This window comes from Phyllobacterium sp. CCNWLW183 (assembly GCF_037203775.1).
GTDB classification, from domain to species: Bacteria; Pseudomonadota; Alphaproteobacteria; order Rhizobiales; family Rhizobiaceae; genus Phyllobacterium; species Phyllobacterium ifriqiyense.
This window is the reverse complement of the sequence record NZ_JBBCBN010000004.1, coordinates 230,546-250,876: the sequence shown is the minus strand read 5'-3', so window position 1 is coordinate 250,876 and position 20,331 is coordinate 230,546. Positions and strand designations below refer to the sequence as shown.

22 protein-coding genes are annotated in these 20,331 nt (G+C 53.7%); 10 read left to right on the top strand and 12 right to left on the bottom strand.

Features of this window, described 5'->3' with window-relative positions:
- Window positions 1-83: 83 nt before the first annotated feature.
- The 4 genes from V9K95_RS11685 to V9K95_RS11670 form a co-directional block, all read right to left on the bottom strand.
- Window positions 84-1,241 carry a phage portal protein gene (locus V9K95_RS11685; protein WP_336440923.1) on the bottom strand — a complete coding sequence of 386 codons (1,158 nt, stop codon included), beginning with the start codon at window positions 1,239-1,241 and terminating at the stop codon, window positions 84-86.
- Window positions 1,242-1,284: 43 nt separating this feature from the next.
- Window positions 1,285-2,532: a DNA-packaging protein gene (locus V9K95_RS11680; RefSeq protein WP_336440922.1), complete on the bottom strand. Its 1,248-nt coding sequence runs from the start codon at window positions 2,530-2,532 to the stop codon at window positions 1,285-1,287.
- The gene (locus tag V9K95_RS11675; RefSeq protein WP_307283641.1) at window positions 2,459-2,995 is read right to left on the bottom strand and encodes a hypothetical protein; all 537 of its coding nucleotides are present in this window, start codon (window positions 2,993-2,995) and stop codon (window positions 2,459-2,461) included. The genes V9K95_RS11680 and V9K95_RS11675 overlap by 74 nt, the downstream gene beginning before the upstream one ends.
- Before the next feature lie 125 nt (window positions 2,996-3,120).
- Window positions 3,121-3,750 (bottom strand): LysE family translocator, encoded by a 630-nt coding sequence (locus V9K95_RS11670; protein ID WP_115051946.1) that lies wholly within the window; start codon window positions 3,748-3,750, stop codon window positions 3,121-3,123.
- 263 nt (window positions 3,751-4,013) lie between these two features.
- Between V9K95_RS11670 and V9K95_RS11665 the strand changes: the two genes are divergently transcribed.
- The 4 genes from V9K95_RS11665 (at window position 4,014) to V9K95_RS11650 (ending at window position 8,465) form a co-directional block, all read left to right on the top strand.
- The gene (locus V9K95_RS11665; protein WP_115051947.1) at window positions 4,014-6,161 is read left to right on the top strand and encodes a transglycosylase domain-containing protein; all 2,148 of its coding nucleotides are present in this window, start codon (window positions 4,014-4,016) and stop codon (window positions 6,159-6,161) included.
- Between the two features lie 35 nt (window positions 6,162-6,196).
- The gene (locus V9K95_RS11660; protein WP_115051948.1) at window positions 6,197-6,781 is read left to right on the top strand and encodes a DUF1214 domain-containing protein; all 585 of its coding nucleotides are present in this window, start codon (window positions 6,197-6,199) and stop codon (window positions 6,779-6,781) included.
- Entirely contained in the window at window positions 6,774-7,319 is a 546-nt protein-coding gene (locus V9K95_RS11655) for a DUF1254 domain-containing protein (RefSeq protein WP_115051949.1), read from the top strand. The genes V9K95_RS11660 and V9K95_RS11655 overlap by 8 nt, the downstream gene beginning before the upstream one ends.
- A 102-nt stretch (window positions 7,320-7,421) precedes the next feature.
- Entirely contained in the window at window positions 7,422-8,465 is a 1,044-nt protein-coding gene (locus V9K95_RS11650) for a YdcF family protein (protein ID WP_336440921.1), read from the top strand.
- Window positions 8,466-8,556: 91 nt separating this feature from the next.
- Here V9K95_RS11650 and V9K95_RS11645 read toward each other — a convergent pair whose 3' ends face one another.
- Window positions 8,557-8,841, bottom strand: a complete 285-nt coding sequence (locus tag V9K95_RS11645; RefSeq protein WP_336440920.1) for a YciI family protein — start codon at window positions 8,839-8,841, stop codon at window positions 8,557-8,559.
- A 63-nt stretch (window positions 8,842-8,904) separates the two neighbouring features.
- Complete coding sequence (locus V9K95_RS11640) at window positions 8,905-9,096, bottom strand: hypothetical protein (RefSeq protein ID WP_162802427.1); 192 nt, start codon at window positions 9,094-9,096, stop codon at window positions 8,905-8,907.
- A gap of 190 nt (window positions 9,097-9,286) precedes the next feature.
- On the opposite strand from V9K95_RS11640, the gene V9K95_RS11635 reads away from it, so the two are divergent.
- Window positions 9,287-10,225, top strand: a complete 939-nt coding sequence (locus V9K95_RS11635; RefSeq protein WP_336440919.1) for a DUF2336 domain-containing protein — start codon at window positions 9,287-9,289, stop codon at window positions 10,223-10,225.
- A 54-nt stretch (window positions 10,226-10,279) separates the two neighbouring features.
- On the opposite strand, the gene V9K95_RS11630 is transcribed toward V9K95_RS11635, so the two are convergent.
- From V9K95_RS11630 to V9K95_RS11620, 3 genes are all read right to left on the bottom strand, one after another.
- Window positions 10,280-10,627 (bottom strand): DUF1491 family protein, encoded by a 348-nt coding sequence (locus tag V9K95_RS11630; RefSeq protein WP_115051954.1) that lies wholly within the window; start codon window positions 10,625-10,627, stop codon window positions 10,280-10,282.
- Window positions 10,628-10,768: 141 nt separating this feature from the next.
- The gene (locus tag V9K95_RS11625; protein WP_336440918.1) at window positions 10,769-11,644 is read right to left on the bottom strand and encodes a peptidoglycan-binding domain-containing protein; all 876 of its coding nucleotides are present in this window, start codon (window positions 11,642-11,644) and stop codon (window positions 10,769-10,771) included.
- A complete protein-coding gene (locus V9K95_RS11620; protein WP_336440917.1) occupies window positions 11,619-13,505 on the bottom strand; it encodes a sensor histidine kinase in 1,887 nt (628 codons plus the stop codon). Before V9K95_RS11620 ends, V9K95_RS11625 begins: the two co-directional genes overlap by 26 nt.
- Window positions 13,506-13,886: 381 nt before the next feature.
- Here V9K95_RS11620 and V9K95_RS11615 point away from each other — a divergent pair, with 381 nt between their 5' ends.
- Window positions 13,887-14,348 carry a DUF5330 domain-containing protein gene (locus V9K95_RS11615; protein ID WP_336440916.1) on the top strand — a complete coding sequence of 154 codons (462 nt, stop codon included), beginning with the start codon at window positions 13,887-13,889 and terminating at the stop codon, window positions 14,346-14,348.
- 64 nt (window positions 14,349-14,412) lie between these two features.
- A complete protein-coding gene (locus V9K95_RS11610; RefSeq protein WP_115052199.1) occupies window positions 14,413-14,853 on the top strand; it encodes a SufE family protein in 441 nt (146 codons plus the stop codon).
- Window positions 14,854-14,883: 30 nt separating this feature from the next.
- On the opposite strand, the gene V9K95_RS11605 is transcribed toward V9K95_RS11610, so the two are convergent.
- Together V9K95_RS11605 and V9K95_RS11600 are read right to left on the bottom strand one after the other, a co-directional pair.
- Window positions 14,884-15,684: a DUF6456 domain-containing protein gene (locus V9K95_RS11605; RefSeq protein ID WP_336440915.1), complete on the bottom strand. Its 801-nt coding sequence runs from the start codon at window positions 15,682-15,684 to the stop codon at window positions 14,884-14,886.
- Window positions 15,681-16,133: a helix-turn-helix domain-containing protein gene (locus tag V9K95_RS11600; protein ID WP_115051959.1), complete on the bottom strand. Its 453-nt coding sequence runs from the start codon at window positions 16,131-16,133 to the stop codon at window positions 15,681-15,683. Before V9K95_RS11600 ends, V9K95_RS11605 begins: the two co-directional genes overlap by 4 nt.
- 197 nt (window positions 16,134-16,330) lie before the next feature.
- On the opposite strand from V9K95_RS11600, the gene V9K95_RS11595 reads away from it, so the two are divergent.
- Window positions 16,331-16,630, top strand: coding sequence for a cytoplasmic protein (locus tag V9K95_RS11595; RefSeq protein ID WP_336440914.1), 300 nt, complete (start codon window positions 16,331-16,333; stop codon window positions 16,628-16,630).
- A gap of 165 nt (window positions 16,631-16,795) precedes the next feature.
- Here the strand turns inward: V9K95_RS11595 and V9K95_RS11590 are convergent, their stop codons facing one another.
- Window positions 16,796-17,233 (bottom strand): MucR family transcriptional regulator, encoded by a 438-nt coding sequence (locus V9K95_RS11590; RefSeq protein ID WP_115051961.1) that lies wholly within the window; start codon window positions 17,231-17,233, stop codon window positions 16,796-16,798.
- Window positions 17,234-17,626: 393 nt separating this feature from the next.
- Between V9K95_RS11590 and msrB the strand changes: the two genes are divergently transcribed.
- Both msrB and V9K95_RS11580 read left to right on the top strand, forming a co-directional pair.
- The gene (gene msrB / locus V9K95_RS11585; RefSeq protein ID WP_115051962.1) at window positions 17,627-18,031 is read left to right on the top strand and encodes a peptide-methionine (R)-S-oxide reductase MsrB; all 405 of its coding nucleotides are present in this window, start codon (window positions 17,627-17,629) and stop codon (window positions 18,029-18,031) included.
- A gap of 157 nt (window positions 18,032-18,188) precedes the next feature.
- A complete protein-coding gene (locus V9K95_RS11580) occupies window positions 18,189-20,294 on the top strand; it encodes a S9 family peptidase (RefSeq protein WP_336440913.1) in 2,106 nt (701 codons plus the stop codon).
- The last annotated feature ends 37 nt before the right edge of the window (window positions 20,295-20,331 follow it).

Here is a 20,331-nt window from a genome sequence, read left to right as displayed (position 1 = left end):
CGTCAATTTTCCTAGAGCGTTTGGCGTTTTGACAGATTCAAAACGACACTCTAAGTCTTTGATTTTACGCATCATTGCCCGCATTATTGCGGCGCGTAGCCGACTGCTTCACGCTTCTCCTCGTCGCTGAGGAATGGAGCAGCGGAGATACGCGCCCATAGCGCGTCGCGCTCCTGAGCCAGACCATCAATGCGGTCGAGATCAGGCTCAAGACGCAGATCCTTGCCGAACACAGGGCCAAGCCAGTTACTCATTGCCTTTGCCGTGCGTATCACCAAGGGCAGCACAGTCAGGCGATAGAAGGCGCGATTAGCCTCGGCATAATTGGCATAGGTATTGTCGCCCGGAATGCCTAGCAGCATGGGTGGAATGCCAAAGGCGAGCGCGATATCCCGGCTTGCCGTGTTCTTTGCCGCAATGAAGTCCATGTCGAGCGGCGAAAGCCCCATGCTTTTCCAGTCAAGTCCGCCCTCCAGCAGCAAAGGTCGCCCAGCCTTTGCCGCACCCGTATATCCTTCTTCCAGTTCGCTTTTGAGCCGCTCAAATTGATCTTCGGTGAGGTGGCTTGTCTCGCCCGGCGCATAGACCAGCGCACCGGAAGGTCGCGCCGAATTGTCTAAAAGCGCCTTGTTCCAGTTGCCGGAAGCATTGTGAATATCCAGCGCCATCAAAGCCGCTTCCAGTGGAGCAAAGCCGTAATGGTCATCGAGCGGATGAAACAGTTTCAGATGCAGGCCCCGCCCTTCATCAAGCGGGATTGTGCGCTTTTGCGCTCCCGCGTCATAGGCCAGAGCGACCGGCCAGCCATTGTCATCGGCGAGCACACGCACACGATCCGGGCGCAACAAATGTAGTTCGCTTGCTCCCCTGCCGCCTTGCACGCGCTCGATATAGGCATTCCCCGACAGAAGAATATGCCCGTAAAGCGCCTCAAAGAAGCTTGCTCCATCCGTGCCGCGATGTGGATTGGCCAAAAGCTCAAGCAGCGGGTGCTCGCCATGTTCTGCCTTGCCCTCATAAAGCAGCCATGGTGTGGCTGCGGCTGCTTCCGCCAAATGTCTTATGCAGCGATAGGCGACCGGATTGCGCATGAAACCTTGCCGCGAGAGGCCGACATAGCCGCTTTGCGACCAGCGGGCTTCCCGGTCAAATTGCAGAGCAACGAAACCCTGCGCCGACTTTTGCTGCAGATGCGGGTTCTGGTTCGCAGCGCTTTTGCGCCACGGCCAATTGATTGCCATGAGTGAAATTCTTTCTGTTGTGGAGTTTACAAGTGCATTATCGTTAGCCGACCACACGCACCCGTGGCCGGCTTTCGCGTCTGCCGAACAGATCGCTTAATGCCCAGACCAGCGCATCCACGCGGTCAGGGGAGCGGCCATTGGAAAGGCCCGTGTGGGAGAAGTCACACATCTCGTCCTCAAGCAGTGGAAATCGCGCCGCATGACGCACCCTGCTCTGCTCATAGAGCGCGGCAACCGGCTCGGCACGCACCGCCTTGCCGCGATTGGCGCGCACAGGTTTTACAGGAACATTCATATCCTCGGCTGCAATCACCGCCGACACCATGTCGCCGCCCTGATTGATCTCCGCGATCAACAGATCAGCTTCCAGCCTGTAATACAAAGCGATAGCACGCCGCGCCCATTCATGCGGCTTGGCCGGTGCGAAGCTTTCATCGGCAAGCACCCAGCCAATACCCTTCTCATCAAGCCCCGCGGCTACGATCCCGCAAGCATCGGACTTCTTCGTGGCGCTTGCGGGTGGATCAATGGCAATGACAATGCGCTTCAATTCCGGCACGTTCGGGCAGAATACCTCCTCCATCATCAGCCGCGACCAGAGCGCGCCTTCGCTCTCCTCGATGAGTTCGCCATCAAGTTCCTGTCTGCCAAGGCGGGTATCGCCATAAAGCCCGCTAATATGTTTGACAAAACCGGGAGCGAGAAACTCCGCATTCTCGCACATCTTCATGCGGCGCACCGGAATGCTCGGATCGGCCAGCATCTTCTTTAACAAAGGCAGCGGCTTCGGTGTGGTTGTGATCACTTGCTTCGGATTTCGGCCAAGACGCAGCCCGAACTGCAACATGTCCCATGTCGCCTGCACATTTTTCCACTTTGCCAACTCATCGCCCCAGCCAGCATCAAATTGCGGTCCGCGCAAGCTTTCAGGGTCTTCTGATGAAAACATCGACGCCGTCGCTCCACTGTTCCAGAGTAGACGACGCCTTGTCATTTCAAAGCGAGGGCGCTCGGCCCGTGAAACCGACATGATGCCGGATGGGCCGTCGATCATAACCTCGCGGACATCGGCCAATGTTTCGCCGACCAGAGCGATATGCATGGATTTCGATGTATCAAAGGGCGCAAACCCAAGGGCCATGCCATTGACCCATTCCGCCCCCATTCGTGTCTTGCCGGAGCCTCGCCCGCCAAGGATCAGCCATGTATGCCAATCAGTTCGCGGCGGCTGTTGTGTTGTCCGCCCCTGAAAAAGCCATTCCGGATGGGCCGCCAGTATCTCCCGCATGCTTAAATTTTGTTTCGACCAGCTCGCTTGCACGGATGTTGGCAAGTTCATCGATCCTCTCATCAATTCGTTTTAGAACCGCCGCGACCTCGTCGGGCGAAAGACCGCTGGCGCTCTGTGCTCTCGCCGCATCAAACCTCTCTTGAAGGTCGCTCACCTTGTCGATAGTGCGGGCCAGCAAGGCCAATGCGTCGAGCCGTGCCTTGCTTGGAATTTCGTTTTCAAAACTGGACAGTGTTTCCAGCTCCTTGCGCAAAAGCTCCATGATTTTTCTCGCAGCATGTAACTGGCTGTTACCCTGCTGTATCTCATCAAGCGAATAGCCATCGCGATAAATGCCGTTTAGAAACTGCTGTTCGTTAACGCCCAGCAATGGTGCAATCTCGTGGGGGGCAATGCAGTATTCGCGGCACAACGCAAAGGCGCTGCGCCGGCGCATGGCCATCGCATAAATAGCAGTCATAAAAAATCCCTGAAATATCGCGGCTAACCGGCGAGGAAGCCTTGGTCACAATTCCGACGATGACTAATATCTACAGCAGGACCGTTACGCAGTCAAGGACTATTTTCCTATAAAGGTAAATTTTCTTATGCTGCCTTTTTCCATGTGGCAGCCAGCAACCCCGCACCTATCATCAGCGAGCCGCCGGTACGATTGACTACGCGCTGGACGCTAGGCTTGCGAATTGTCTGCCGTGCCATTGAGGCCATCAATGCATAGGCCCCGGCATTCAATGTTGCCAGCACGAGGAATGTTGTTTCGAAAATGATCATCTGGGTGAGGATCGGCCGTGTCGTATCGAGAAACTGCGGCAGGAACGCCACGAAGAAGATAATGCTTTTCGGGTTGAGCGCAGTTACGACATAGGTATGCAGGAATATACGCAGTGCCTTTTCATTTTTTGCTGGCGTCTCACCTGTCACAGCATCCGCCACGGGCGCACGCCATAGTTTGATGCCGAGATAGATCAGATAGGCCGCGCCGATCCATTTCAAGGCGGTGAAAATCGTCGCTGACGCGGCAAGCAGCGCGCCAAGGCCGAGCATGGAAGCAGTCATGGCAGTGAAATCGCCGAGTGCAACGCCCGCGACAGTCGCCATTGCAAAGCGCCTCCCATGGCCAAGCGCATAAGAAATTACCAGAAGAATGGTCGGCCCGGGGATAGCAAGAAGTATTGCCGATGCTGCGACAAATGCCAACCAATGTTCAATAGCCATGTTCCCGCTCCTGTATATCTGGCGCTCAGAAGTCCATAAGAAGCAGCCATTTGCAAATGAAAAATTCAAGCGGCATTTCGATGCTCGAAAGGCAAGTTTTTCAGGCTTCTCTTGTCGCAGGACATAAAAATGAGCTAATCTGTCCTCTGGGGTGAAATGACAGGGCAACGCTTCAAAATAGCGAACTTCAGAAGCTGTTAAGCGTAATCGGATACACCATATTCTTTATAAGAATGTGGATATAGGGCAGGCACAGAGTTTCGATGAAAGAGACCAAGCCAGACAAGCGTAAACGTTTCAGAGTCTCGCCATTGCTAGGGCTTGATGCATGGATCGATTCAACGCTTTATGAGTTGCGCTTCCGTGCCGCCGAAACCTGGGAAGATCTGACGATATTTTTCCGCCGGTTCCATGTTTCCGGCTGGCGGCGTGCCATTATTGAAGTCTTGAGCGAAGGGTTCACCTGGGGCACGGCTGGCTCCGTGGTCATGCTGACGCTGGCGATACCTGCCTTTCACGAAACTGATAAGAACTGGCGCACGCGTGACGATTTCGCCGTCACCTTTCTTGATCGTTATGGCAATGAAATCGGCCAGCGCGGGATTCTCCACCGCAGTGCCGTTCCGATTGACGAATTGCCGGATCACGTCATAAAGGCTGTCCTTGCCACGGAAGACCGGCGCTTCTTTGACCATTTTGGCATTGATTTTCTTGGTCTTTCCCGCGCAATGACAGAAAATCTGCGCGCCAATTCGGTTGTGCAAGGCGGGTCGACAATTACCCAGCAGCTGGCGAAAAACCTGTTTCTGACCAATGAGCGCAGTCTTGATCGAAAGATCAAGGAAGCCTTTCTGGCTCTTTGGCTTGAGGCCAATTTGAGCAAGAAAGAAATTCTTCAGACCTACCTCGACCGCGCTTATATGGGCGGTGGCACATTCGGCATAGCTGCCGCATCGCAATTTTACTTCAACAAAAGCGTCAAGGACGTGAATCTTGCTGAAGCGGCGATGCTGGCCGGACTGTTCAAGGCACCGGCAAAATATGCCCCGCACGTCAATCTGCCTGCGGCCCGTGCTCGTGCGAACGTGGTGCTCAGTAATCTCGTTCAGGGTGGTCTGATGACGGAAGGACAGGTCGTCGGGGCCCGGCGCAATCCTGCGACAGTGGTTGATCGCGGACGTTTGGAAAGCCCGGATTACTTCCTCGACTGGGCCTTTGACGAAGTTCGCAAGGTCGCGCAGAATTTCAGCACCCATACATTGGTTGTGCGCACCACACTTGATACCGGCATCCAGAAGGCCGCCGAAGAATCCGCCGAGTATCATCTGCGCCAATATGGCAAGGAATATCACGTCGCGCAGGCTGCGATTGTTGTTCTGGAAAACAATGGCGCCGTAAGGGCGATCGTCGGCGGGCGCGACTATGGCCTCAGTCAGTTCAATCGCGCCACCGCCGCCTTGCGGCAGGCGGGCTCGTCCTTCAAGCCCTATGTCTATGCTGCCGCCATGGAAAAGGGCATGACTCCGAAAACACTCGTTTCGGGAGGCGCAGTGTCTTGGGGCAATTGGTCACCGCAAAATTATTCCCGCAAATATCTGGGCAAGATTGATCTCACGACTGCTCTGGTCAAATCGATCAACACGGTGCCCGTACGTCTCGCCAAGGATTATTTGACCACGGCTCCTATCGTCGCATTGGCAAAAGCCATGGGCGTTGAATCACCGATCAGCTCGCACAAGACCATGGTGCTCGGCACCTCCGGCATGACAGTCATGGATCAAGCCACGGGCTATAACGTCTTTGCGACCGGCGGCATTGTCGGCATGCGCCATGCGTTCACGCAGATATTGAGCCAGAATGGCGACATGCTTTGGGACTGGCGCAAGGATGGCCCAAAGCCCCATCGGGTTCTGACCGAGACTGCCGCAAATAACATGAACATTATGCTCTCGCAGGTGCCGGAATGGGGTACAGCACGGCGCGCCGTGCTTCCCATGACGCGTGTCGCGGGCAAGACGGGAACGACCCAGAGCTATCGCGATGCCTGGTTCGTCGGGTTCACCGGTAATTTCACGGCGGCGGTTTGGTTTGGCAATGATAATTTCACGCCAACCAAGGAACTGACAGGCGGCATTCTTCCCGCAATGACGTGGCAGCGTTTCATGAATTATGCGCACCAGAATATCGATTTGAAAGCTATTCCCGGCATCGATCCAACCATGCCCAAGCAGGAAAACGTAGTGGCTGAAAACAGCACCACCGATGCCGATAGCGAAATTATCAAGGCTGGCGAGCGTCCGCGCGTTCTTTCGAATGCGACTGTGCAGGTGCTTCGTGAGATTGATCAGGCCCTGAAAACATCACCGAAGCTGAAATTGCCTTTGCTTCCTACAAAAGTTTCCGCGCGCTAATTGCACGCAGCAGCGCCGCCGTGTAGTCATCATTCATGCTTCGTAATGTCTTCCTCGCCCTTATTGCGCTTGTGATTGCCGTCGGCGGCGGAACACTGAGCGCATGGTATGCGGTGAATCGTTTCGATGGCTTCAACGCGCTCGCCATTGGGCAATGGACTGCCCATCCGGATGCAGGCACGCCGCTTTCCGACCCTTACGCCAAGGCGCGCGCCGCCCGCGAAGGCGCTTTTCCGCTGGGTTCAGCCGAAGGTCTGGCGTTTTACGCTTACAATGATGATACGGGCGCAGCGCTTGACCGCCAATGCACCTACAGTTTGAGCGGAAATAGCCCGAATTCACGCTTTTGGACACTTTATGCGGCAGATCGCACCTTATTACCACTCGATCCCGGCACCGGCCGCCTGCCTGCATTGCATTCACGGCAAATTCTGCGCGGTGAGAATGGCGCATTCGTCGTTTCCGTTTCGCCAAAGGCACAGCCTGAAAACTGGCTCGCCACCTCGGGCAGCGGGCGGATGACCTTGGTGATGACATTGTACGACACGCCGGTGGGCAGCAATTCCGGTCTTGTCGACATGACCTTCCCGGCAATCACAAGGATTAGTTGCGATGGGTAAGCTATTGCGCGCCCTTCTGTTCGGTCTGGTCGGCGCAGGTATTATTCACATCGCCGTTGTGTTGCTCGTCCCCTATTACTCGGATCGAAATGCCTGGTCGCGTATTTCGGCCTATGGCGAGGATTGGCAGTTTCATACGGCAACCGGCGAACCCAAGCCCGGTATGGCACGGCTCGCATTTGACCCCTTGTTTCAAGCCGCCGCCTGCCGTTTTGATATTACAGATCTGCCCGCGCATATAACTGGTATCGGCACACTGCCCTACTGGTCGATCTCGGTTTACAATCGCCAAGGCGAAAATATCTACTCGATCAACGATCGCACAGCGATCGCCGACCAGTTGGATCTCGTCATTGCAACACCTCTGCAAATGATTGAACTCAACAAATCCAAGCCCGTAGCCGCTGAAAACTCCGTGCTGATCGAAGCCGATATGGATGAGGGTTTTGTTGTTATCCGTAGTTTCGTTCCCGATGAATCATGGGGCGAACAGGTTGCGTCCTTCCTGAAAAATGCCAACTGTTCGCCGCTGCTCTAGAACCCGGTTTTGCGTCTGGATAGGCAAATTTTCTTTGGATTGTAGCTTCGCTGTTACAGAATATGTGTACGACCAACCGACCCGATAAAGAGAGTGGACACTATGAAGAAGATTGCTGCTGTAACCCTTGCCCTGACGCTAAGCACTTCATTTGCCTTTGCCTATGACACGCAAAACGCCGAGCGTATCAAGACTTTGGTCGATACCGGCATGCAATATTACTGGTCGGGCGGTGACGTGAAAAAGGCCGAAGCCGAGATTTTCAAGGGCATCACCCTGCATGGCCGTTACGATGTGGTTGAGCAATCCTTTGCAGAAGCTTCCAAGCTGGCGCCCGAACGGCTGGATTTCCGGTTTGCAGTCGCGTCATCGCAAATCCTGCAGAAAAACCTCGACGGAGCCCGTGCGACCTATGAGGAAATCCTTGCCAAGGACCCAACCTCTTTTGATGCACAGGCATGGCTGGAGGCTCTGGGCCGTATACGCAATGACGAAACCGAAGCAAGCCTAGCGCATCAGGCGTTGGCCGGTCTCGACCGCGAGCGCGCCGAGGCATATCGCCAGCGTTTTGTTCGTGCCGAACAGATCATTGCTGAAAAGCCGAACACCGATGTGCCTATCCTTCCAGGTAAAGTCATGATCGTCACCTTGGGTTATGCTTTGGCCAAGGATGGAACAGCTGAAAAACCCTTGCTGGACCGGCTTGATGTAGCGCTGAAAGCTGCGCAGGCTAATCCCGAAGCGCGTATCATGGTGACAGGCGGCCAACCGCAATCCGGTGTCACCGAAGGCGACGTCATGATGAAGTGGCTGGTGGAGCGCGGTGTCAGCCGCGATCGCATTCTCATTGAAGACAAGTCAAAGGATACTGTGGGCAATGTCCTCAATGTCGCCAATCTTCTTAACCGCCACAGCGCTGACAGCGTCGTCCTGGTCACAAGTTCAAGCCACATGCGCCGTGCCCGGACATTGCTGGAAGATGCGCTCAAGCAATATGATCTTGACGCCAATGTCGTACCGGTTGTGGCTCTGGATGCCCCTTCCGTGGAAGAAGCAGCGAAGGTTTCAGCCGATGAACGCCTGGTGATTTACAGGGATCTGATGCGGGTATCCGGCCTTTGGGCCTATCCGGGCGTTCAGCAGTAATATTTGCATCCACCGCTTGGCACGAATGACATGCGTGGTTCGACGAGACGAACCACGCACTGTGCTACTGCAAGCCCCCAGAAAGAGGGATTCAAAGCAATCCCTCAAGCCCCGGCTGCACTTTTGACGGCGCGAACTCCTGCACGTCAATATTGGCGAGCTTGCGTGTGTAAAACGGGTCTTCTTCAAGCACTTTGCGCAGGACTGCTTCACTCTCAGCCTTGGCGAGAATGATGCCGCCGGTACGCGGTATTTTCCGGCCCGAGGCTACAAACATTCCGGTAGCGTAGTGCTTTTCGAGGAAGGCGACATGATCTGCCATTGCTGCATCGAGATCGGCTAGCGGCGCGATGTAGGTAAGGGAAACGATGAACATAGGGGACTCCTGATATGCGAGTCCTGATAGTTCCATAGCTGCATTTACAAGAACAGGTTCAAATCAACCCGGCTGGGGCAAATTGTCGAAAAACTGACGACGAAGCTTTGCCTTGTCACGTTTTTGCGGCTGGGCTGAATAATGTTCATAGCGCACGCCGGGAAAGATTGTGATCTCGGCTGTCGCCTGACGTTTCTTCTGATCCCGGTTGCTTCGCGTTCTGGCGCTTCCCGGAAATGCGATTACAAATCCCATTTGGTCCATCCGTAAGGTTCGTTGCTCTCCTGAACTCGAATGCTACGCAGATGCCTATTGGTACTTATGCCGTATGCGCGTGATTTGCGCCATTATTTAATAAGACACGTCGATGGTTAACGACTTGCTAACGCTTAGCGGCTAATTTTAGAAGCTGTTATTGCGTTGCGTGCAGTGTTGGAGTTTGTTCGTGAAGTATCCTGAGTTTCGGGCGCTTGAAGACCGCAGCGGCGGCAGCAAGGCTGACGATCTCCTGACCGCGTCCATTACTGCGTTCTGCAGCGTCGCGAGACCGGCAAAAAGCGATGCGCAGCAGCTTGAAGACCTCGCTGTTCCTCTCCTGCCCCTCACCTCTCCGCGCGTGCGCCGGCATGCGGCAGCCGTACTTTCCGAATTACCCCATGCGCCCCACCGTCTCATCATGGCTCTTGCCGAGGATGATGTGGATATTTCTGCGCCCATCCTGCTGCGCTCTCCCGTGCTGAAGACCGGCGATCTTATTGACATCATCCGGCGCAAAGGCCTTGGGCATGCCCGAGCGATAGCACGCCGCACAACATCTGATCCATTATTGCTGGATGCGCTGCACAGTTTCGATGATCCCGCGCTCGAACGCACATTGGCATTTCAACTGTCGACCGATGTTGACACGGTTGCGGCTCCAGAGTCCGAGCGCCTTCGCGAAACGCGGCAGGCACTGCGGGAACTGATGCTTAGCACTGATATCGGGCAATCCGACGATCAGGCGCTTGCCGACCGATTGATCGATGCAGCCCTGCTGGACCAGACCACTCAATTCCAGGAAGAATTTGCCCGCGCGCTTGATCTTGGCATGGAAAGTACAGTGCGCATCATTGGTCACGGGCTCAATGCTGAATTGACAATCGCCTTTGCCTCGCTTGGCCTTTCAGCGGAAGCGTCACACCTCATCCTTACCGGTCTTTTCGGGCTGGTGCATAAGGATCTGCATTCACTGCGGCTGTTCATCCAGTCTTATCGCCAGATTGACCAGGAAAAAGCCCGGGCTACAGTCGCACGCTGGAAGATTCAGGAAAACTCTGCGGCACTGCGCCAGAAATTGCGTGAGATGGCCAAGGATGTCGAGAATACAGCCCGAAAGGTTTCCTGACCGCTGCAATTTCCCCACATTGGCAAGGACGATCATTGCATTCAGCTTTTTAATCTAAACATCAACCACCGAAAACAACTCAGACCTATCCCCGCGATAATCCTCAATTTCAACAATCCAAAGATCGCGGTCCCAGCGCTTCTGCTTTTCCAGATCATCATTGATGTCCATCTCAGCCGAGCCTGATTTCAGTCGTGTAAACAAGCGCTCGTCGGGCTTTGTCTCATCATAGACCATTTGCGGAGCCGGACCGAACAGGTCATATGTGCCATCGGAATTGCGAAGTTTGATGAAAATCGCTCCGGCTTCCATTGCTCCCCTGTTGCTTAATGCAGCAAATGCGCCGGTGTCATTGACCCTCCGCACCAGTGCTGAAACCCAAAAGTCAGATGTCAGGCGCATGGGCACAAATCCTTGCTGGGACGGAAATTTGCGTCCTGATGGGCCGAAAATGGTGGATTTCGAGCACCGGAGCAGTGAACTTTTGGGTTCATAAGCACCGGAGCACAGAAAAACGACATTTGCAGGCCATCAGGGCGTGAATTAGTTGATAAGGCCGATTTCCTGCATCTTGGCCAACAGCGTCGCGTCTGGCTCGCCCGTTACTGGCAGGCGGAAGAGTTTCTGAAATTCACTGACGGCTACCTTCGTGGATTCACCGACCTTGCCGTCGATTTCCACTTTGTCGTTGCCGAATGCGCGTAAACCGGCCTGGACGCGTACGATTTCCGGTGCGGATAGGCCGCCTGTTGCGGCATCGTTCACCTCGGCATTGGCCGACGAAGCAGAAATTTTCTGTACCGTTGCTTTTTCAGGAGCAGAATCCGGCTTCTTGGCCGGAACAGCAATGCTTGCCGTCGTGTCGTCCGCATTGCCAACTGGAGCCTCGGCCTCAACACCGAGCTCAGCGCTGGCCTTGCGGTAGGCCTCGATAGCCGCGCGTGTGCCTTTGCCGGAAATACCGTCCACCGTTCCATTGTAGAAGCCGAGGGCCAGCAGTTTCTGCTGAAGCTGTGCCACTTCCGGATCGCCGCCCGGCCCCAATACCGGGTCACCATTGATGGCAGCGGCAATTGCATCCTGGCTTTTCGGAACCGGAACAGAATTGACCTTGCGGATTGGTGCATCCACAGATGTCCGTTTTTCTCCCGATAAAGCAGGCTTTTCCTGCTTTATCGGCTTGAACACCAATTCGGGCCGCGTCGAGAAAAAGACGCCCTCATGCACATGCGGCTGATACCACAGCGCATTGGCCGAGATGAAACCAAGCGTGACCAGAAAGGCGGTTGTGCCGCCTGCGATGCCAGGATTGCTGGCGATCAAACCACCGGCTGCAATCAAAGCCCGCAATGCAGGGCTTCGTTTAGGTGCGCGGCGCTTGGCGGTCCGGCTGCTAGGCCGACTTGCGGGCTTCCCCATGGGAACCTCCCTTTACATCGCTGATCTCTTTGAAGTCGACAATATTGGCGGCAGGCTCTTCGCTGCGCTCGTCGCTGGCGATAATACGGCCAGAGCGGGGGATACGGACGTCAACAATTGTGCCCTGCCCTGGAACGCTCTTGATCGTCAGTTCGCCGCCATGAAGACCTATCAGCCCTTTTACAGTGGCAAGACCCAAGCCAGTGCCTTCCTGAGCGCGCGTATAGTCGTTCTGCACCTGGCGGAAAGGCTGGCCCAAAGTCTTCAGATCTGCTTCGGCAATACCGATGCCCGTATCACTGACCGAGAACATCAGCGTGTCATCTTCAACCTGCGCGTCGATCGTCACAACGCCGCCAGCTTCGGTGAATTTCACCGCATTGGACACAAGATTGATCAGAACCTGATGGATGGCGCGATTATCGGCAACGACATTGCCGATACGGGGGCTGACGCGATCGCACAAGGTGACGTTCTTCTGCAAAGCCTGATGCGCCATCATATCGTGCACCATTGTCACGGTGTCTTTGAAGGCGAAGCTTTCCGCATGGATAGGATAGGCTCCCGCTTCAATCTTCGAAACATCGAGAATGGCATTGACCACTGAAAGCAGATGATTGCCGGAACGATGCACCAACTCGACATATTCGCGCTGGCGGCTATCGGGCAGCTTGCCGCAAATTTCCTGCAACAGGATGTCGGAAAAACCAATGATGGAATTAAGCGGCGTGCGCAGTTCGTGGCTCACTGTGGACAGAAAACGGCCTTTTGTAATTTCGACTGTCTCAACTTCGCGGCGCGCTGCAACAAGTGCGTTGCGATCCGCAACGGCCTGCGAGATATCCGTTGCGACGATAAGAAAGCCCTCGCCCTGGCTGTGAGGCACAGCGCTCAAATGATAAGTTGCGAACCTGACAAGGTGTGGCTGGCCGCAAGTCTCTGCCGGCGCAACACAACGCAGCTTGACATCGACATGGGCTTTGGCCGCGCCGCGCTTCATGTCGCTGAGGAAACCAAGGAATTGAACACGATCGGCCACGTGCACCCGCTCGAACAGCGGCGTGCCGATCAGCAGATTGCGTGCAATACCAAACTGTTCTTGGGCGTTGGATGAAAGTGATTTCACCAGCCCGTCGCTGCCAATACTCATAACCACGCCATCAATGGCGCTTTCGAGATCGGCAACGCGATCATCGCGGCGAGCGGCAGCAACGCGCTGAACAAGTCCTTTCGTTATCCGCACAATCAATGTTGCAGAATAGGCCAGAGAAGCCAGCAACGAGAGCGGCGAAAGGCCAACTTCTGCATTCTTGAGCAATGACACAATAAGCAGAACAGCCAGTATCGCCGCCGATATCGCGCCAGCCAAACGCAGCGAACGCTCGCTTCTATAAATGAACCAGGCTTCAACAGGCACAGCGGCAGCCAGCAGCCAAAGCAGCAAATTTGGTGCTGATGAAGCAATCCCGATAGCGCAAATAGATGCGCCATAAGCGATAAGTGCACCAAGGCCGATCTTCAGGCCATCCTTGGATATTGCCAGAGCACCGCAGAAGATCATCGACAAAGCCAGAACGCCAATAACTATGCTTACAATACCGGCCATTTCGCCAGCCAACAGGTGATTGGTGAACACCGCCATTGCAAGCACCAAAGGCATGGCAAGAAACGCGCCCGCCATCCGCGTATCGCGCTCACGGGTTACCGGGCAGGCAACGGATGTATTGACCCAACGCCTGCACAAATCGTGGAAGCGACCGGCAATATCAAGCCGCCGGCGCGAGCTGGCATCGGCAAAGTCATGCCGCCGGTGGGCGTCAGCCCCGGCAAAGTCAGAATGTGTGACGGAATGAATCGGCACCAATTTTTTCCTGCTTTCCGCAAAACCCTGGTTGTCGCCCGGATAAAGCGGTCATTTCATGAATGCTCTTTCAAGCACTCTTGTCAGCGTTAACTTTTGCAGACGAGGCTTTAAGGAAAGGATAAAACTGGGGGATCGAATGAGCCGTAAACCCGGTTTCGAGCGATTGTGACTGGCATGGTAAATGAAGAGTTTCGGTCAAACACAAATTGGCGTGTCGAATCGTCCAATCAACGATTTGCGCCTCAACAGTTGTTAATGCTTGGTTTCTATAGTGGCTCAAATTGAGACGCAGGCTTCAACGCTATGTTGCTAAGCCTGTGTCACAGTCTTCGCGTAGGTCGTCTTGGGACGGTGGGTTTTGCGCCAAAGGGTTGGGCTATGTTCTTTTTGATCAGATTTGCGATCAAGTTCTGCTTCTGGATGACAGTCGTGTCATTATTCATGCCTTCGATCTCCAATGAGAAGGGCGGACCCAGCCCGCTTGAAGCCCTGCTGGCAGCGCAGGACACAATCAGCGATCTGTCGGATTTCTGTACCCGCAAACCCCAGGCCTGTGAAACTGGCAAGGCGGCGATCGCAAATGCTGGCGTACGTGCCGGTGAAGCCGCCAAAGTCGGATATGAATATCTCGATGCCCAGCTCGGCAAAAAATCCGATGATCCGGACTCGGTGGTTGCGAGAGCGCATGGCGATGCGCCAGATACCAGCGATGCTGAAGCAATCAAAGCAAAACTGCGTGAAATGGCTTTACGTGAGATTATCAACGCCGCCACCCGCGAGCGTGAAGAAACAAGCAAAATAGACGCCAAGGCTCATACGGGCTCAGTCAGTAAGAATTGAATTGCATAAAAACGGTGACGTTCGCAGTTAGGAACACTATATGTGCCCTGAACAGGACAATACCATGGCACAGACTATTGACGACATTATTGGCGATTTCGACTTCATCGACGATTGGGAAGAGCGCTATCGCTATGTCATCGACCTTGGTCGTGATCTCAAACCCTATCCGGAATCAGCCCGCGACGCCGTGCATAAGGTCAATGGCTGTGTCAGTCAGGTCTGGCTCAAAAGCACGCTTTCAGCAGGACCAGATCCCGTTATCGAATTTGTCGGCGACAGCGACGCACACATCGTTCGCGGTCTGGTTGCTATCATGATGGCGCTTTACTCAGGCAAAAAAGCTTCGGAAATTCTCGCTATCGATCCGGAAGCCGTTTTGCGGAAGCTTGGCCTTAATGAAAATCTGACGCCGCAACGCTCGAACGGTCTGCGTTCGATGGTCGCCCGCATCCGCCGGGAAGCCGAAACAGCGCTCGGCTCGGCGGATGCAACGCAGCATTAAGCCAAATTCGTCAGAGCAAAATCATTGCCCTTAGCTTATTGAGGGACGGTAACCTTCCGTGCCCCAGTGAATAATGCTTGAAGTGCGGCGCGTTGGCGCTGGCGGATTGTAATGTCTGTCTAGCACAGCCAGTGCTGTTTTCAGGATCAGTTTTGCTGAACGGACCGGCCATTGCCGCTCACGCTCGACTATTTCCAATCCCTTGAGAAAGCAGCACACATCGACCAAGACGCCCGCAAGTTCAGGTCCGACCGCATTGAGCGCCCGCTCCACACGTTGGCGAGCAGCCAAGGCCGCCTCTGTAATTTCGAGCACACCATTGGAGCGCGAACCACTGCCAGTCACATCCCAGTTAACACTGATCGAGGGCATCAGATTGCCAAGGGTGAAATCCCGACGCAATTGCTCTCCCGCCTTGAACGCCGCTTCGTTGATCAGTGGCCGGCCCGTGCCATCCTTGCGTTTACGCAGATTTGCAAGCGGCGACTCGGCCTCATTGGTGCGAACTTTGCTTGGGCCATGTTCGTCCGGGAGCGTTATGAACGCCTCGTTTCTATGCTGACTGGCAAAGGCATCAACATCGGTGGCGCTCCGCAGCAGCCATGCCTTACCTGCATCGGAAATTTTCAACTCCGACTTACAGGGCACCACGAGTCCCGTCATTGCTGCATGGGCGATAACATCTCTTTTAACGCTCAGCACACCATATGCGGCGCTTTCAAGCATCAATTTTTCCGGCGCTGCCGCTTCAGCGAGTTGCACTGCACCCTTGGCGAGAAATCGTAAAAGGCGCGCAATCATGGCTTGATCGATTGTGGAGTGCCCGTTCATCGACGCACCCTCCCACTTTGAGCAAAGGCCGCCCGAATAACTGTTTCAACCATATGAACGATGCGGTCGAAATCTGTATCCTCGCGCATATCCTCAATCAGATGACAGGCATGGGCCACCGTACTGCGATCTCGCCCGAAGACACGACCGACCTGCGTCATGGACATGCCGAGTGTGACATGCACCACATACATGCCAATTTGGCGAACGCGCGCAACGGCTTGTTCGCACCGCGAGTTTGATCGCAAATCGCAACCTGAAATGTTAAAGAGAGCGGACAACACGTCTAGAACATGTTCACATATCTGGAAATGTTGCTCGCCTAGGACGTCATTCCGAGTAATGACAGCCAGAATCGGCGTAGTCCCGTCGCGACGCGCGCGCAGGGCTTTGACTATTTTTTGCGCATCCGCCGCTGACCTTATCGTATGGTTGAAATTCGGAACCATTACTCTACTCCACCTCTTTAGTAGGAATATCTTCTTATACCCCCACCATCAAGAACGTGGATAAGTTTTTGCCAATACAACCATTATCCATTTGTTTTAATTATATTATTTGTTTTTCTACTCATTATAAATAGGTCTTTTATCCTACATCACTGCCAATCCATCATAATACCGGCCACACTGAAAGGAGTGGTCCAATGTCGATATGCGAGTTGAAGAAAGAGCGTGGCGCGTTTCTGGCGGCCAAGGAAATTACCGCGGGCGAGGCCCGGCAACGTTTAGCCCTGCAAATATTTTGTAATATTGATCTCGACCAATTGCCTGGAAAAGATGAGGCGAGCCGAGTTCGTATGTGCCGGCGTCTGATACGGCTCATAGAGCGCGAACGGCTCAAGGGAACAAGTGGGCATTGGAGTTATGATCTCAATCGCCACATTGGTCTGAAACAGGCATTGGACAGGTTGCAGGGTCAGGCAAAACCAAAAATGGCCATTTAACAAAAACGGCGCCCAAGGCGCCGTTTTTCAAATCCAAATAGTCAGTTCCAATAGTGGGAGTGCAATCTAGCCTCCCGCATCCGCTTGCCATCAGACCCATTCAAAAATGTGATCTATTGGCTTTCCGCAGGAGTTGAACTCTTACCACCCGACCGAATATCGGTCTTAAGCGGCCTTCTTGCGCTTACGACCAAGACCCATATTCTTGGCAAGGCGCGAACGAGCTGCTGCGTAGTTTGGCGCAACCATCGGATAGGAAGGATCAAGATCCCACTTCTCACGATACTGTTCTGGCGTCAGGCTATAATGAGTCATCAGGTGACGCTTCAGTGATTTAAACTTCTTGCCGTCTTCGAGGCAGACAATATAGTCATCTGCAACGGACTTCTTTGGGTTGATTGCAGGTTTTGGTTTTTCCTGAACAGCAACAACCGCCTCTGAGCCACCGTTAACGCGACCAAGCGCTGAATGTACCTCGGCGATGAGCGTCGGCAAATCGCCGGCCGGTACAGAATTATTGCTGACATAGGCAGCAACCAATTCAGCCGTCAGCTCAAGCAAAACATCGCTGGCCGTGGAGTTTGAATTGTCGAATGTGGTCATTAAAGTCCAATTCCTTCGTCTAATTTGAAATATCGGGAGGGGAGTTAAAAAACACCAATATAAAGCTCTAGGGCGCTCTGTTTTCCGACGCCTTTGGCGATCCTCTTTTTCGGATTTTGGTGAATTTGTCAAATCAATACTTCATTTACAAAAGAAATATTTCAAACGACATCAAATTCAGAGATTAACCACCAATCGCGCCAAGAAGCCATACTAACCCCACTCAACGAATGCACGCACCTGCCGACGACGCGCATTCGAGAATTTACCTATATAACTAATACAAAAAATGGCAAAAATGAGGAATATAACGTTTCACGCAAAGCATTCTATAATAACGGATGTTGTGGAGTGCAGTGTTCATGCTTACATTTGCATTGAAAGGAACAAAAAATGAATACAAAAACGTTCAAAGTGGTAAAAACTGATGCAGAATGGCGTGAGCAGTTAACACCAGAACAGTATCAAATTACGCGAAACCATGGAACGGAGCGCGCATTCTCCAGTCCGAACTTCGATAGTAAACTCAAAGGTGTTTATAAGTGCGTTTGCTGTGATCGCCCGCTTTACAAGTCAGAAGCAAAGTATGAGTCCGGTACAGGTTGGCCAAGTTTTACAAATCCAATCGAACCTGACGCAGTGATTGCTGTGGAAGACCGGTCCTATGGCATGCTCCGCACGGAGATTAAATGCTCTGATTGCGATGCCCATCTTGGTCATGTTTTTCCGGACGGGCCCGCTCCCACGGGCCTGCGTTACTGCATGAATGGCAATGCCTTGGTCTTTGACCAGGCCTAGTGCGAACCACTGGGCCGAACGCTTCCATTTTAATCTGTCCAACTATCAACTAAAGCCGCATTGACGCGATACCGGCTTATATGAAATCTGCGTTGCAGCCCGGAAAATCGTGCCGGGCTGCGAGATGGACCTTATCGCCAACCTTTGAAAGTTCTCCATGACGAATTCGCCACGCTTTTCCGCTCATCCCGTTCCAAAATCCGAAAAGAAGCCTGTTTCTGATACCCGTCATGGCATTACCCGTGTGGATGATTACGCTTGGATGCGTGCGGAAAACTGGCAGGACGTCTTCCGTGATCCATCGACGCTGGAACCGGAAATCCGCAGCCATTTAGAGGCGGAAAATGCCTATCAATCGGTGCTTATGGCCGATACCAAGCCATTGCAGGCCAAGCTGTTTGAAGAAATGAAAGGCCGCATCAAGGAGGATGATTCGTCTGTGCCCTCCAAGGACGGTCCCTATGCCTATGGAACCTCGTTCAAGACCGGCGGCCAGCATCCACGCTTTTTCCGCACACCACGCGATGGCGGCGAGCAGACAATGCTGCTCGACGGTGATATCGAAGCGCAGGACAAAGCCTATTTCAGCCTTGGCTCTGCCGATCATTCGCCCGACCACACCAAGCTGATCTGGGGCGTCGACGACAAGGGCTCTGAATATTACACGCTGAAAGTGCGCGATCTCGAGACAATGCAGGATAATGCCGAAACTGTCAGCGATACGTCAGGCAGCGGCGTCTGGAACGCGCAATCGGACGGGTTCTACTATACGCGCGTTGATGCCAATCATCGCCCTTCCCGCCTGTTCTTTCACAAGCTTGGAACGTCGGAGAGCCAAGACCGCCTGATTCATGAGGAAAAGGACCCGGGTTTCTTTCTGGGTGTTGGGGGCAGTTCCCTTGATGATTTTATCTTCATTGATATTCACGATCACGAGACCTCTGAAGTTTGGCTGATTCCGGCAAATGATGCTTCCGCTGAGCCAAAGCTTGTCGCGGAACGTCAACCCGGCGTTGAGTATAGCCTGACCGAAGGCGGCGACGTTTTCTACATCCTCACAAATGCTGATGGCGCCAAGGATTTCAAAATCATGAGCGTTCCGGTGGCAACGCCGGAAAAAGCCAATTGGAAAGAAGTCGTTGCCCACAAGGCGGGACGTCTACTGCTTGGACACTCAGCCTACAAGAATCACCTAGTTTGGCTTGAGCGCGAAAATAGTTTGCCTCGAATTGTTATTCGTGACCGCCAGACCGGTGAAGAACATGCCATTGCATTCGATGAAGAAGCCTTTTCGCTCGGCCTTTCCGGCAGCCCCGAATATGATACCGAGGTGATCCGCTTTTCCTATTCGTCGATGACGACGCCGACGCAGCTTTACGACTATAATATGCGGACACGCGAGCGTTCATTGCTTAAAACGCAGGAAGTGCCATCCGGCCACAATCCGGACGACTATGTAACCCGCCGCCTTCTCGCGCCCGCTCATGATGGCGAAACTGTTCCGGTTTCCATCGTTTATCACAAGAACACCAAGTTGGATGGCTCCGCCCCTGCGCTGCTTTACGGCTATGGTTCTTATGGCCACAGCATTCCGGCCAGCTTCAATACCAACTGCCTTTCACTGGCAGATCGCGGCTTCATCTACGCCATTGCCCATATTCGCGGCGGCAAGGATAAGGGCTATGATTGGTATGAAAACGGTAAGCGCCTCAATAAGCTGAATACGTTCAAGGACTTTATCGCTGCCTCCGAGCATCTTGTTGCGGAAGGCTTCACCAGTCATGACCGGATCATAGCGCAAGGTGGTTCTGCAGGCGGCATGCTGATGGGTGCCATTGTCAACATGGCACCACAGAACTTTGGCGGCATCATCGCCGAAGTACCCTTTGTTGATGTGATCAATACAATGCTTGATGACACCCTGCCCCTCACCCCGCCAGAATGGACGGAATGGGGCAATCCGATTACCTCGGCAACCGACTACTCCTATATGGCATCCTATTCGCCTTACGATAATGTCACGGCACAGGCTTACCCGCCGATCCTTGCCGTGGCAGGACTGACGGATCCGCGTGTCACCTACTGGGAGCCAGCAAAATGGGTTGCCAAGCTACGCGAGCTAAAGACCGACAATAATCCGGTGCTTTTCCGTATCAATATGGATGCCGGGCATGCAGGCGCTTCCGGGCGTTTTTCAAGGCTGGAGGAAGTTGCCTATACGCAGGCCTTTGCCTTGAAATTGGTTGGTAAGGTCGAAGCTTAAGACCAAAGGCAAACCTGGATACGCCACATGTGAAGCC

Coding starts and splice junctions, on each gene's coding strand:
- V9K95_RS11685 (WP_336440923.1), bottom strand. CDS start 1,241: ATGGCAATCAATTGGCCGTGGCGCAAAAGCGCTGCGAACCAGAACCCG.
- V9K95_RS11680 (WP_336440922.1), bottom strand. CDS start 2,532: ATGCGGGAGATACTGGCGGCCCATCCGGAATGGCTTTTTCAGGGGCGG.
- V9K95_RS11675 (WP_307283641.1), bottom strand. CDS start 2,995: ATGACTGCTATTTATGCGATGGCCATGCGCCGGCGCAGCGCCTTTGCG.
- V9K95_RS11670 (WP_115051946.1), bottom strand. CDS start 3,750: ATGGCTATTGAACATTGGTTGGCATTTGTCGCAGCATCGGCAATACTT.
- V9K95_RS11665 (WP_115051947.1), top strand. CDS start 4,014: ATGAAAGAGACCAAGCCAGACAAGCGTAAACGTTTCAGAGTCTCGCCA.
- V9K95_RS11660 (WP_115051948.1), top strand. CDS start 6,197: ATGCTTCGTAATGTCTTCCTCGCCCTTATTGCGCTTGTGATTGCCGTC.
- V9K95_RS11655 (WP_115051949.1), top strand. CDS start 6,774: ATGGGTAAGCTATTGCGCGCCCTTCTGTTCGGTCTGGTCGGCGCAGGT.
- V9K95_RS11650 (WP_336440921.1), top strand. CDS start 7,422: ATGAAGAAGATTGCTGCTGTAACCCTTGCCCTGACGCTAAGCACTTCA.
- V9K95_RS11645 (WP_336440920.1), bottom strand. CDS start 8,841: ATGTTCATCGTTTCCCTTACCTACATCGCGCCGCTAGCCGATCTCGAT.
- V9K95_RS11640 (WP_162802427.1), bottom strand. CDS start 9,096: ATGGGATTTGTAATCGCATTTCCGGGAAGCGCCAGAACGCGAAGCAAC.
- V9K95_RS11630 (WP_115051954.1), bottom strand. CDS start 10,627: ATGCGCCTGACATCTGACTTTTGGGTTTCAGCACTGGTGCGGAGGGTC.
- V9K95_RS11625 (WP_336440918.1), bottom strand. CDS start 11,644: ATGGGGAAGCCCGCAAGTCGGCCTAGCAGCCGGACCGCCAAGCGCCGC.
- V9K95_RS11615 (WP_336440916.1), top strand. CDS start 13,887: ATGTTCTTTTTGATCAGATTTGCGATCAAGTTCTGCTTCTGGATGACA.
- V9K95_RS11610 (WP_115052199.1), top strand. CDS start 14,413: ATGGCACAGACTATTGACGACATTATTGGCGATTTCGACTTCATCGAC.
- V9K95_RS11605 (WP_336440915.1), bottom strand. CDS start 15,684: ATGAACGGGCACTCCACAATCGATCAAGCCATGATTGCGCGCCTTTTA.
- V9K95_RS11600 (WP_115051959.1), bottom strand. CDS start 16,133: ATGGTTCCGAATTTCAACCATACGATAAGGTCAGCGGCGGATGCGCAA.
- V9K95_RS11595 (WP_336440914.1), top strand. CDS start 16,331: ATGTCGATATGCGAGTTGAAGAAAGAGCGTGGCGCGTTTCTGGCGGCC.
- V9K95_RS11590 (WP_115051961.1), bottom strand. CDS start 17,233: ATGACCACATTCGACAATTCAAACTCCACGGCCAGCGATGTTTTGCTT.
- msrB (WP_115051962.1), top strand. CDS start 17,627: ATGAATACAAAAACGTTCAAAGTGGTAAAAACTGATGCAGAATGGCGT.
- V9K95_RS11580 (WP_336440913.1), top strand. CDS start 18,189: ATGACGAATTCGCCACGCTTTTCCGCTCATCCCGTTCCAAAATCCGAA.